The organism is Oceanibaculum indicum P24, assembly GCF_000299935.1.
Taxonomy (GTDB): domain Bacteria; phylum Pseudomonadota; class Alphaproteobacteria; order Oceanibaculales; family Oceanibaculaceae; genus Oceanibaculum; species Oceanibaculum indicum.
In genome coordinates this window covers 1-11,531 of sequence record NZ_AMRL01000045.1, presented here as the reverse complement: position 1 = coordinate 11,531, position 11,531 = coordinate 1, and the positions used below count along the sequence as shown (strand labels likewise).

Below are 11,531 nucleotides of genomic sequence, written 5' to 3'. Positions count from 1 at the left end.
CCCCGCCATAGCGGCAGGGCAGGTCGCTGCGGCGCAGCCCCGCCCGCAGCTCGTCGGCGAAGGCGGCCAGCACCGCATCGCCCGCATCATGTCCCTTGGCGTCGTTGATCTTCTTGAAATGGTCAAGATCGATCATCAGGACCGAGAGCGGTGATCCCTGCCGCAGCGACCGTGCGAAATGCCGGCGCGCCTCATCCATAAAGGCACGGCGATTCAGCAGGCCGGTCAGGTCGTCATTCATCGCCATGCGGCGCAGATTCTCGTGCAGCCGTTCGGTCGCCATCAGCAGGCAGGCGATCGGCACGGCGACGATCATCAGACAGGCCTCGTAGAACACCGCCGTCTGCACGGCATTCACTTCCAGCAGATTGTCGCCGGCACCCCAGACGGCCACGACCAGAAAACGGGTCCATTGCGAGGTGCCATGGATCAGCTGCAGCACGCCCATCACCTTCACCGGCGCACTGCCACGCGCGGCACCGGGCCGGAAATGCTCATAGGCCGTGGCCATCGCCATCAGGCCGAGATAAAAGGCGGAGATCAGCACCCGCGCGCGATAGTCGAAATCGGCGAAGATGAAATAGGCCATCGCCAGAATCGCCAGCGCTGGCGCAGCCATGAATAAAATGGAGGGGCGCGGCCGACCGAGGAAATTGCGCGATCCCCACAACAGCATCAGGGCCGCCGTGCAGAAGGCCATATTGCTGCCCAGCAGCAGCCAGGAAATCTGGCCTGTGGGGTTCAGGACGATCAGCAGCAACCCCAGCGCGTTCAGCAGATAGGTCCAGACCCAGTAGCGCAGCGCCTGGATATCGCGGTTGAATCGCCAGGAGGCGGCAAAGGTCACGGCGGCCGTGATTGCCATTCCGAAGGCCACCAGGACCAATGTGCGCGTATCCAGGATCATCTTGTGCCGGACTGCAAACAGAAAGCGATGGAATGTACACTCCATCGCCTTTCTAACACTCGAAGAATTACTAAAAGATAAAAATCGAGATTTTTAACACCGGAAAATCCTAATCCGGAATTTTAGAGAAGTCTGCTGTTCCCTTGCCACAGGGATGCGCATGGTTCAGCGGCCCGCTGCCCTTGCCGAAGCCCGGTGCGGTCCGCAGCGCCTCCCGCAGATAGGCACGCGCGCGTTCCACCGCCTTCTGCATGTCCAGCCCCTGGGCGAGGCCACAGGCCAGCGCTGAGGCCAGAGTGCAGCCGGTTCCGTGATTGCTGTTGTTATCGATCCGGCTTGCACTCATCACATGGGTGCCGGTCTGCGTCACCAGCAGGTCGGTCACCGTATCGCCCGGCATATGCCCGCCCTTCATGAGGACGGCCTGCGGCCCCAGCGTCAGCAGCATCTGGCCGGCATGGTGCATGTCGTCGGTATCGCGGATGGTCATGCCGGTCAGCAGTTCCGCCTCCGGCACGTTGGGCGTCAGCACCGTCGCGCGCAGGATCAGGTCGCGCTTCAGCACGTCCATCGCCGTCGGATCCAGCAGCCGGTGCCCGCTCTGCGAGACCATCACCGGATCGACCACCAGCGGCACATCCTTGGCCAGGCTGTCCAGTTCGGCGCAGACCGCCTCGATCACCGCCGGCCGGTGCAGCATCCCGGTCTTTATGCAATCGGCGCCGATATCCTGCAGCACCAGCTGCATCTGCTGGCGTATGAAATCGACCGGCACCTCATGGATGCCAAACACGCCTTGCGTATTCTGCGCGGTCAGCGCGGTAACCGCGGTCATGGCATAGCCATTAAGGGCCGTGACCGTCTTGATGTCGGCCTGGATACCGGCCCCGCCACCCGAATCCGAGCCCGCCACGATCAGCACGCGTCCGCGCATTGGCCTACCCCGCGACCTTCTGGCCGGCGGTTTCCCGCACGGCCGCGACGATGTCGTCCACGATCCGGTTGATCAATGCCGCATCCTCCCCTTCCGCCATGACCCGAATGACGCTTTCCGTACCGGATTTGCGGATCAGCAGCCGCCCCTGCCCGGCCAGTTCCGCCTCCCCCGCCGCGATGGCATCGCGCACCGGCTTTTCCTCCAGCGGCGCGCCCGTGCCATAGCGCACATTCTTCAGCACCTGCGGCAGCGGCGTGAACACCCGCGCCACCTCCGACAGGGGCCGCGCCGATTCCACCAGCACCGCCAGCACCTGCAACGCCGCGATCAGACCGTCGCCGGTCGTCGCATAGTCGCTCATGACAATATGTCCGGATTGCTCGCCGCCAAGGTTGTAGCCCTCTGCGCGCATCCGCTCCACCACATAGCGGTCGCCGACAGAGGTCCGCACCAGCGCGAGGCCCAGACCCGCCAGATAACGCTCCAGCCCCAGATTGGACATGACGGTCGCAACCACCCCGCCGCCCTTCAGCAGGGCGTTGGCATGCCAGAAGGAGGCGATAAGCGCCATCACCTGGTCGCCATCGATGATCTGGCCCTTCTCGTCGCAGACGATCAGCCGGTCGGCATCGCCATCCAGCGCGATGCCGAGATCGGCCTTGTGCTGCAGGACCGCGTCGCGCATCGCCTGCGGGGCGGTGGCGCCGCACTTCTCGTTGATGTTGAAGCCGTTCGGCTCCACCCCGATGGGGATGACATCGGCGCCCAGCTCGAACAGCACGCGCGGCGCCACTTTGTAGGCGGCCCCCTGCGCGCAATCGACGACGATGCGCAAACCGTCCAGCCGGCTGCCCCGGGGGAACGTGTTCTTCACGAATTCGATATAGCGCCCGCCCGCATCCTCCAGCCGGCGCGCCCGGCCCAGCTTGGCGGGTTCGGCCAGATACATCTCCGGCCCGATCTCGATACGCCGCTCGATCTCCAGCTCGACCTCGTCGGACAGCTTGAAACCGTCCGGCCCGAACAGCTTGATGCCGTTATCCTCGAAGGGATTGTGCGAGGCCGAGATGACGACGCCGAGATCCGCCCGGAAGGAGCGTGTCAGCATGGCAACGGCCGGCGTGGGCATCGGCCCGACCAGCACCACATCCATGCCGATGGCAATGAAGCCGGCGGTCAGCGCCGGTTCCAGCATATAGCCCGACAGCCGCGTATCCTTGCCGATCACCGCCAGCGGGCGGTGTCCGCTGCGCTGGCCGATGAACTGACGCCCGGCCGCCATCGCCACCTTCAGCGCGATTTCCGGCGTCATCGGATGGGTATTGGCAGTGCCGCGAATGCCGTCGGTGCCGAACAGTTTTCTCGTCATGGCGCGCGGTATATCCGAAGCGGGTGATGAACACCAGAGAATAGCCGAGAACGCGGCAATTTGCAGGCGGGATGAGGGAGGCGGTGGAGAAGCCAGCTCAATCGGCTATGGCCCCGGCAATGGCCAGCGCCTGTCGTGTCTCGTCCACATCATGAACGCGGATCATCTGCACACCCTGCCGTGCCCCTTCCAGCGCCGCTGCCAGCGAGCCCGGCACACGCCGCTTCGGCTCCTCCCCGCGCGACAGCTTGCCGATGAAGCCCTTGCGCGAGACGCCCAGCAGCACCGGGCAGCCAAGGCCGTGGAACAGCGCCAGATGCGACAGCAGCTCCAGATTGTGCCGGACCGTCTTGCCGAAGCCGATGCCCGGATCGATGGCGATGTGTGACAGCGGCAGGCCGGCGGCAAGGCAGGCCTCCACCCGCGCTTCCAGATAGTCGTAGATATCCAGCGGCGCGAACCGGTAGTCGGGATCGTTCTGCATGGTCTGCGGCGTACCGCGCATATGCATCAGGATGGTCGGCGCCTGCCGCGAAGCCACCAATTCGAGGCTGCCGGTATCGCCAGTCAGCGCGGTGACGTCGTTCACGATACCGGCCCCGGCGTCCAGCGCCGCCGCCATGACGGAGGCACGCCGGCTGTCGATGGAAATCGCGGCGCCTGAGCCTGCCAGCGCCCGGATCACCGGTACCACGCGGGCCTGTTCCTCATCCGCCGCCACCTCGGCCGAACCGGGGCGTGTCGACTCACCGCCGATATCCAGGATCGAAGCACCGGCTTCGGCCAGCGCCCGCGCCTGTCGGATCGCCCTGTCAGGGTCCAGGAAATCGCCGCCATCGGAGAAGCTGTCGGGCGTCACATTGACCACGCCCATGATCTGCGGCCGGTCCATCGCCAGCCCGGCAAAGTCCGGCCGCGGCATCGACAGCCGGGCGAACCAGGCCTCGATCTTGTCGGTCAGCCCCTCATCCGCCGCCCAGTCGCGCAGCTGCAAGGGCGTCGCGGCGATGGCGGTGATCCGGCCATCCGCGCGCCGCAGATAGAGGTCGGCAAGGCTGAAGGCGCGCGTCGCCCCGGCAAGCCGGATGGCGAGGCCCGCCGCGATGGCAGCCTCCGCCGCCTCGCCTGCCAGCAGGCCGAGCGGTCGCAGATAGAGCCGGTCGGTGGAATCGGCGAGGCCCCGCCGCAGCGAGGCCTCCCGTTGAAACGATGCCGTCACTTCAGGATCGTCAGGCGCCGGGCTGGGGTTCCGGCTCCAGACCGCCGGGTGCGCCGCCGCTGTCGGTGGTCGGCACCGAGGTGCGCCGGCCGCCCGGCTTGCTGCCGCCATCCTCGCCGCTGTCGCGGACAACCGGCTGGCCAGCCAGCAGTGCCTTGATCTCCTCGCCGGACAGGGTCTCGTACTCCAGCAGCCCCTTGGCCAGCTTGTGCAGATCGTCCAGATGTTCGGTCAGGGTCTTGCGCGCCGACGCGTAGGTATCGTCCACGATGCGGCGAATCTCGTCGTCGATCACCTTGGAGGTCGCGTCGGAGACCGGCTTGCGCTGCGCCACCGAGTGGCCCAGGAACACTTCCTGCTCCGGCGCTTCATAGGCAAGGAAGCCCAGCTTCTCGCTCATGCCCCATTCGGTGACCATGCGCCGCGCCACGTCAGAGACCATCTTGATGTCGGACGAGGCGCCGGTGGTGATCTTCTCCTCGCCGAAAATCAGCTCCTCGGCGATGCGGCCGCCGGCGGCGACCTTCAGATCGTCCAGCAGTTTGGCCTTGGAGATGGAGATGCGGTCGCCTTCCGGCAGACGCATGACCATGCCCAGCGCCCGGCCGCGCGGGATGATGGTGGCCTTGTGGATCGGGTCGCTCTCAGGGCAGTGCAGCGCCACGATGGCATGGCCGCCCTCGTGATAGGCGGTCAGCTTCTTCTCCTCGTCGGTCATGATCATGGAGCGGCGTTCCGCGCCCATCATAACCTTGTCCTTGGCGGCCTCGAACTCGGCCATGCCGACGACGCGCTTGCCCCGGCGGGCGGCCATCAGCGCGCCCTCATTCACCAGGTTGGCGAGGTCCGCACCGGAGAAGCCGGGTGTGCCGCGCGCAATGACGCGGGCATCGACGTCGCCGGCCAGCGGCACCTTGCGCATATGGACCTTCAGGATCTTCTCGCGGCCCAGCACGTCCGGGTTCGGCACCACGACCTGGCGGTCGAAGCGGCCCGGGCGCAGCAGCGCCGGGTCCAGCACATCCGGCCGGTTGGTGGCGGCGATCAGGATCACGCCCTCATTCGCCTCGAAGCCGTCCATCTCGACCAGCAGCTGGTTCAGAGTCTGCTCGCGCTCGTCATTGCCGCCGCCAAGGCCGGCGCCGCGATGACGACCGACAGCGTCGATTTCGTCGATGAAGATGATGCAGGGCGCGTTCTTCTTGCCCTGTTCGAACATGTCGCGCACGCGGCTGGCGCCGACGCCAACGAACATCTCGACAAAGTCCGAGCCGGAGATGGTGAAGAACGGCACATTGGCCTCGCCGGCGATGGCACGGGCCAGCAGCGTCTTACCGGTACCCGGAGGGCCGACCAGCAGACAGCCCTTCGGGATCTTGCCGCCCAAGCGCTGGAACTTCTGTGGGTCACGCAGGAATTCGACGATCTCCTCCAGCTCCATCTTGGCTTCGTCGATGCCGGCGACATCCTCGAAGGTGACGCGCCCGGTCTTCTCGGTCAGCAGCTTCGCCTTCGACTTGCCGAAGCCCATGGCCCGGCCGCCACCGCCCTGCATCTGGCGCATGAAGAAAATCCATACGCCGATGAACAGCAGCATCGGGAACCAGGAGATCAGGATGCCGAGCAGGCCGGACATGCCCTCTTCCGGCGGCTGCACATTGATGCGCACACCGTGCTCGCGCAGGCTGGTGACCATGTTCGGGTCATTCGGCGGCGTCACGGTGTTGAAGGCCCGGCCATCGGTGAAGTGGCCGCTGATGGTGTTGCCCTGGACAGTGACGTCGCGCACCTGCCCGTTCTCGACCTCGTTCAGGAAGTCGGAAAAGGCGAGGCTGGAATAGGGCGTCCGGGTGGACGAACTCTGGAACAGGTTGAACAGCGCCACCAGCAGGACGCCGATTATGATCCAGAGTGCGAGATTCTTACCGAAATTGTTCACGACCTAGCCATCCTCAAATAGGCGCATGCGGGCTGTACCAGCCGGCTTCATCCCCGTCCAATTCCCTATGGGGCGCTTTTGCAGCACCCCTCATGAGATAACGCTCGGCACCGGCTCCGCAACCGCAAAATCCGCACCGGCCAATGGAGGGGTAGCCGGATAGGGATAAATCGCGTCCGCGGTGGGCAGGCCAAGCCGCATTCTAGACTCATTCAAATGGGGGAGTGCACCGCGCCCTTCAAGCGCTTCCACGCCGGCGCGCGCTGTTTCCCGCGTCACGCGGACCCTGTCCTGCCCGCCGCGCCGTTCCGGGCGCAGCAGGCAGCCGCCCAACGTTGCTGTCCGGTCCAGTGGGCCGGCGCCTAATTTGTCCCACAGCCGGTCCAGCCGCGCCTGCCGGGGCGGATAGGACTGGCCGCCGACATGCATGAGGCAGCGCACCAGCGCCTGACGGCCCACCGCCGGCTCTGCCTCCGTCAATCGCGCACGGTCCAGCGTCAGGGCGCGCGCCGCCGGCTGTGCCACGATCATCCGCGCCAGCAAACGGGCCACGGCGCGATCCTGCGCGCGGCGCGCACTCCCGTGACGGGCGGCATCGGCCAGCAGGGAGGCCTGCCGTGCCGGGTCTTCCGCCAGCGCCCGGCGGGCACGGACACGCGCGAACCGCGCATCGCGATTGGAGGGGTCCTCGATCCAGCCCTGCCCGACCTGTTGCAGATAGGCGCGCAGTTCCTGCCCGGAAACGGTCAGCAGCGGCCGCAGCAACCGGCAGAAGGGGCGCTCGACGATGGATGCCATACCGGCAAGACCGGTCGGGCCGCTGCCGGCGTCCAGCCGCAGCGCCAGCGTCTCCGCCTGGTCCCCGGCGTGATGGGCGAGCAGCAGGTGCAGAATGCCTTTGGCGGCGCAGAAGTCCTCCAGCAGCCGGTAGCGGGCCTCCCGCGCGGCGGCCTGCAGGCCGATCCGGGGCTTTTCGCCCTGCCAGGCCAAAGTGTGGTGAGGAATGTTGCGGGCCGCCAGCCAGCCCGCGACCTGCCGTGCTTCCGCTGCCGAGTCCGGGCGCAGCCCATGATCCACGGTCAGGCCGATGGCCCTGCCGCCCCGGCGGCGCGCCCAGAGGTCGGCCAGCAGGGTCAGCGCCAGGCTGTCGGCGCCGCCGGAAACCGCGATGGCAAGCCGGGGGGACGGTTCGAAACCGCCCAGCCGGTCGAGACAGTCAAGGAAACGCTGTTCCAGCCCGCTTACGGGCATTTCAGCTTCTGGCGCTCCAGCTCGGCGCGGCGCTTCACGCTCTGCGCGGCGTTCGGATACTGCTTGGTCAGTTCGCTGAAAGCGACGCAGGCATCCTGCTTGCGGTTCAGATTCGACAGCGACAGGCCCAGCTTCAAAAGGTTATCCGGCGCCTTGGCGTTCTTCGGATAGGTCTCGAAGCCATGGGCGAAGGCCACCGCCGCCTGCTCGAACTGGCCGCGCACATAATAGGTTTCCGCCAGCCAGTACTGTGCGTTGCCGGCGAGTTCATGATTCTTGTTTTTGTCAAGAAAGGCCTTGAACTGCTGTTCGGCGGTCGGGAAATCCTGGCGCACCAGCGTCTGGAACGCCTGGTCGTAAACCTCCTTCGGCGTCGCATTGGCCGGCAGTGCGGCCTGCTGCTGCGCCGGCCGGTTCGCCTCGGCACCGCCAGTCGTCGCTGATTGCGGCAATGTACCCAGCGTCTTCGGGCCACGGTCATCGACCGCTTCGCCGCCAGGCGCCCGGCTCGTGGTCGCACCCTGCTTGTCCGGGGCCTGCGGTGCCGGAGCTGCGGCCCCCTCGCCAGAGACCATCCGCTCCTCCAGCCGGGTCAGCCGGAAATCGATATCGCTGGACAGCTTCTCCATCCGGTCATTGAGGCGCTGGGTCGCGTAGCTGGCCTCCTCGATCCGGCCATTCAGCTCGGCCATCCGCGCTTCAAGATCGGTCAGCCGGAAATGCAGGTTGGAAAGTGCCTGCCCCTCGGCACCGGCAGCGGCGGGCGGCACGCTTCCCGCAGCGCCACTGGCCGGGCGTTCGCCGCGATAGACATGGCGCTGGAGATCGGAGAGATCCTGCTGCAGCCGGCCGACCTGATCGATCAGCGAGCGCATGTCGCGATCCTGCGCCTGCACGGCGACCGGCGGCAGCATCAGGGCGCCCAGCAGCAGAACAAGGGCCGCCGCGCGCGCCGCGCCAGACAGCACTGTCTCGGACAGGACGGCACCAAAGCGACGTACCGGATGCGGATGGCGGTTCTGGATCATCGCACTCCCCATTTCGTCTTCAGCCTGCGATTTTGCGGCAGGATATTTCAGCCTCAACCGCGCCAACGGCAAAAATAAGGCGCCGATCCAGCGACTGCCGGATCGACGCCCCATTCTACCTCAAAGGCGCAGGTGGTTAGTTGACCACCAGCACGCCACGACGGTTCTGCGCCCAGGCAGCTTCGTTCGAGCCGAGAACGGCCGGACGCTCCTTGCCATAGCTGACCGTGGTCAGGCGGCCCGCGTCGATGCCGGAAGCGACCAGCGCGTCCTTCACCGAGTTGGCGCGGCGCTCGCCGAGGCCCAGGTTGTACTCGCGGGTGCCGCGCTCGTCAGCATGACCCTCGATGGTGACGCGCACCGACGGGTTGCGCTTCAGCCAGGCGGCCCACTTCTCGACCTGACCGCGCTGGTCGGCGCGGACATTGTACTTGTCGAAGTCGAAGAAGATACGGTCGCCGACATTCACGACCAGGTCTTCCTGCGAGCCCGCACGCGGGCCGGCCGACTGAGTCGTGGCAACACCCGAACCGCTGCTCGCGCCGCTACCGCCGGCGGCGGCACCAGTTTCCGGAGCAGTTTCGCAAGCAGCAACCAGAAGCAGTGCTGCAAAAACACCAAGAATTTTTGTACGCATTATTTTCGCCCTCCGCGAACGCAATCCCAAAGATTAAGGGGAAAGAACGGTTTCGTGGGTGTCTACTTGATTGCTGGTATCAGTCTCAGATGGAAGTATACCTTCCATATTTCGTTCCAGCTTACAGCTTTTCCCGTAGGAACCCTAGCCCTACACCGACGGGCGCAATATAATTGTGGTATTTCAAGGAATCAAGGGGGACCAAGCGGGGTCCGACGCATCGATCGGCGTAACCACCTCGCGCAGATTCCGCCCGGTGAGGTCGATCGAGTACAGTTTCGCCGTGCCACCCTGCCCCCGTGTGTCCGTCGGAGTCTGGCGGAAGAACATCAGCACGCGGCCGTTCGGCGCCCAGGTCGGGCCTTCATCCAAGAAGCTTTCCGTCAGCAGACGTTCGCCGCTGCCATCGGGCCGCATCACGCCGATATAGAACCGGCCGCGATTCATCTTGGTGAAGGCGATCAGGTCGCCGCGGGGCGACCATACCGGCGTTGCATAGCGGCCCTCGCCAAAGCTTATGCGCCGCACATTGCCGCCGTCGCCTTCCATGACATAGAGCTGCTGGGAGCCGCCCCGGTCGGAGTTGAACACCACCTGACGGCCATCCGGCGAATAGGAAGGCGAGGTATCGATCGCCGGATCGTTGGTCAGCCGCAGCACCTTCCGGGTGCGCAGATCCATCGCGAAGATGTCCGAATTACCGTTGCGCGCCATGCTCATGATGACGGCATTGCCATCGGGCGAGAAACGCGGCGCGAAGGTCATGCCGGGGAAGTCCCCAAGCACTTCCTGCTGGCCGGTATCGATGTTCAGCAGATAGACGCGCGGCTTGTTGTTGAAATAGGCGAGGTAGGTGATCTCCTGCAGCGTCGGCGAGAAACGGGGGGTCAGCACCAGCACATTGCCATCGGTCAGGAAGCGGTGGTTGGCGCCATCCTGGTCCATGATGGCCAACTGCTTCTTGCGCCGGTTCTGCGGGCCGCTCTCGGCGATATAGACGATGCGGGTGTCGAAATAGCCATCCTCGCCGGTGATGCGCTTGTAGATCGCATCCGCCACGATATGCGCCACACGCCGCCAGTTGGCCGGCACGGTGTAGTAGGCAAGGCCGGTCATCTGCTCTTCGGCGAACACGTCCCACAGCCGGAACTCGACCTTCAGCCGCCCGTCCGGCTGCAGGATCGCCGACCCGCTGACCAGCGCCTGCGCGCCGATCACCCGCCAGTCGGCAAATCGCGGCTGCTGCTGGGCGGATGCCGCAGTCTGAATGAAGGCCTGCTTGTCGAGCGGCCGGAACAGGCCGGAGCGCTCCAGATCGGCCGCCACCACCCTGGAGATGTCGCGCCCGACATCCACACTCTGCCCCTCGCCCTGGAAGTCGGTAATCGCGATGGGCATCGGCTCGGTCACGCCGCGCGTGATGTCGATGCGCAATTCCGCCGAGGCCGGCAGGGCCGTACCCAGCACCAGCATGCAGACCGCGAAACTTGCCGTGAGGAACCGTCCGATGGTGTTGCCTGAAACAATCATGGAGCCAACATTTCCCTTGGGTTGAAGCTCAAGGTCATGGTCTTCCAGACCTCGAACTTGTCGCGCGGCAGCTTCAGCGGGCTGCAACGCGGGTTCAAGACGGCACGCAGGGCGCTTTCCGCCGCCGAGCGGTAGAACGGGTCGTTGCCCATCCTGCCGCTGTTGACGATACGGGCCTCACGGACCGTTGCATCGCTATTCATCACCACGAATATGTCAACAATCAGTTCTTCCGCATAACGCGCGCCGGACGGCACGTTCCAGCATTGCGCGATCTGCTGGCGCACCGCGTCCAGCTCGCTGGCCGACAAGTCACGCGTCGGATCGTTCAGCCGGTTCGTCGGCTGCGCGCGCTCATTCTGCGGCGCGGCCGGCGCCGCCTGCTGAGTCTGCGGGCGCTGCGGGCGCGGCTTGCTGTCCTCCGGAGGAATCTGGTCGCGCATCTTGTTCACGCTGGACAGCAGCGAGGCCAGCCGGTTTTCCTGCTTCGGTTCCGGCTTCTTCTCCGGCTCCGGCTTGGTTTCCGCCGGCTTCACCTTGGGCGGCGTCGGCTTGGCCTGCGGCTTCGGCGGCGGCGGCGTCTCCGGCTTCGGCTCAGCCGTCTTCACAGGCTCCGGCTTCGGTTCGACCGCCTTGGCAACCTCGGGCTTCGGCTCCGGCGCCGGTGCCGGCACGGGGGCAGGAGGGGTCGGTTGCGCGGCGGGCGCCGGCTTC

At 65.7% G+C, this 11,531-nt stretch carries 10 protein-coding genes; all 10 read right to left on the bottom strand.

Annotated elements, in window-relative coordinates; translation table 11 throughout:
• The coding region (locus tag P24_RS18570) for a GGDEF domain-containing protein (protein WP_192813263.1) at positions 1 to 865 on the bottom strand (865 nt) is incomplete at its 3' end.
• Between the two features lie 151 nt (positions 866 to 1,016).
• The gene (gene thiD / locus P24_RS18565) at positions 1,017 to 1,841 is read right to left on the bottom strand and encodes a bifunctional hydroxymethylpyrimidine kinase/phosphomethylpyrimidine kinase (RefSeq protein WP_008946291.1); all 825 of its coding nucleotides are present in this window, start codon (positions 1,839 to 1,841) and stop codon (positions 1,017 to 1,019) included.
• Positions 1,842 to 1,845: 4 nt separating this feature from the next.
• Positions 1,846 to 3,213, bottom strand: a complete 1,368-nt coding sequence (gene glmM / locus P24_RS18560; protein WP_008946290.1) for a phosphoglucosamine mutase — start codon at positions 3,211 to 3,213, stop codon at positions 1,846 to 1,848.
• 97 nt (positions 3,214 to 3,310) lie between these two features.
• Positions 3,311 to 4,432: a dihydropteroate synthase gene (gene folP, locus P24_RS18555; protein ID WP_008946289.1), complete on the bottom strand. Its 1,122-nt coding sequence runs from the start codon at positions 4,430 to 4,432 to the stop codon at positions 3,311 to 3,313.
• Between the two features lie 10 nt (positions 4,433 to 4,442).
• Positions 4,443 to 6,371: an ATP-dependent zinc metalloprotease FtsH gene (gene ftsH / locus P24_RS18550; protein WP_008946288.1), complete on the bottom strand. Its 1,929-nt coding sequence runs from the start codon at positions 6,369 to 6,371 to the stop codon at positions 4,443 to 4,445.
• Positions 6,372 to 6,461: 90 nt separating this feature from the next.
• On the bottom strand, positions 6,462 to 7,622 hold the full coding sequence (tilS, locus tag P24_RS18545) for a tRNA lysidine(34) synthetase TilS (RefSeq protein WP_008946287.1): 1,161 nt from the start codon (positions 7,620 to 7,622) through the stop codon (positions 6,462 to 6,464).
• Positions 7,613 to 8,650, bottom strand: coding sequence for a tol-pal system protein YbgF (gene ybgF, locus P24_RS18540; protein ID WP_008946286.1), 1,038 nt, complete (start codon positions 8,648 to 8,650; stop codon positions 7,613 to 7,615). Before ybgF ends, tilS begins: the two co-directional genes overlap by 10 nt.
• 136 nt (positions 8,651 to 8,786) lie before the next feature.
• Positions 8,787 to 9,287: a peptidoglycan-associated lipoprotein Pal gene (gene pal / locus P24_RS18535; protein WP_040708460.1), complete on the bottom strand. Its 501-nt coding sequence runs from the start codon at positions 9,285 to 9,287 to the stop codon at positions 8,787 to 8,789.
• Between the two features lie 183 nt (positions 9,288 to 9,470).
• Positions 9,471 to 10,817 carry a Tol-Pal system beta propeller repeat protein TolB gene (gene tolB, locus P24_RS18530; protein WP_008946284.1) on the bottom strand — a complete coding sequence of 449 codons (1,347 nt, stop codon included), beginning with the start codon at positions 10,815 to 10,817 and terminating at the stop codon, positions 9,471 to 9,473.
• On the bottom strand, positions 10,814 to 11,531 hold a 718-nt coding region (locus P24_RS20355; RefSeq protein ID WP_008946283.1), incomplete at its 5' end, for a hypothetical protein. The genes tolB and P24_RS20355, both read right to left, overlap by 4 nt.